Raw genomic sequence first — 630 nt, forward strand, 5'->3', positions numbered from 1 at the left:
TTTAAAGAAGAACACCAGAAGGTAGTACTCACCTAAACGGAGTATTGCGCAGCGGATTTGTTGTTCAGGCAACGCCGCGAGGAATTTGTCGCAGGGAGCAATCGTCTGATTGTGACCAAGCAAATTCCGGAGCAAGGCAGCATGGGCGACAAAGACCAAGCAATAGGCTTGTAGCTCAGCTGGTTAGAGCGCACCCCTGATAAGGGTGAGGTCGGCAGTTCAAGTCTGCCCAAGCCTACCAATTTCTCACTTACTCTTCGTCAAAGTAAACCTCATGTGCTATTCGCACACTACGGCTTCCTTTTCCTTGATTAAGTAAGAAATGCACTAACATACTGTTGGTTATACCAATGGGGCTATAGCTCAGCTGGGAGAGCGCCTGATTTGCATTCAGGAGGTCAGCAGTTCGATCCTGCTTAGCTCCACCACTTCTAAGTGCATTTAGATAAGTGTATTTAAAAGTGGTTTTTACAACCACATGTTCTTTAACAATTTGGAAAGCTGATATTAATAGTAATCAATCAAAATTGAGTAACTGAGATGTCGAAAGACGTTCTTAACTACTCTACTTGACGAATTGCTTGTTATCTAAGAGCGTTGAAAAACGTGTCAATTGGCAAGTCCAATTGA

General features: G+C 43.5%; 2 tRNA genes. Both read left to right on the forward strand.

The features are described 5' to 3' along the window. Positions 1–164: 164 nt before the first annotated feature. Positions 165–241: transfer RNA gene (locus EYS00_RS20450), tRNA-Ile, on the forward strand. A 111-nt stretch (positions 242–352) separates the two neighbouring features. Further along, positions 353–428, forward strand: a tRNA-Ala gene (locus EYS00_RS20455). Positions 429–630: the final 202 nt, after the last annotated feature.

It is taken from the genome of Alteromonas sp. KUL49 (genome assembly GCF_006538345.1).
Lineage (GTDB): Bacteria > Pseudomonadota > Gammaproteobacteria > Enterobacterales > Alteromonadaceae > Alteromonas.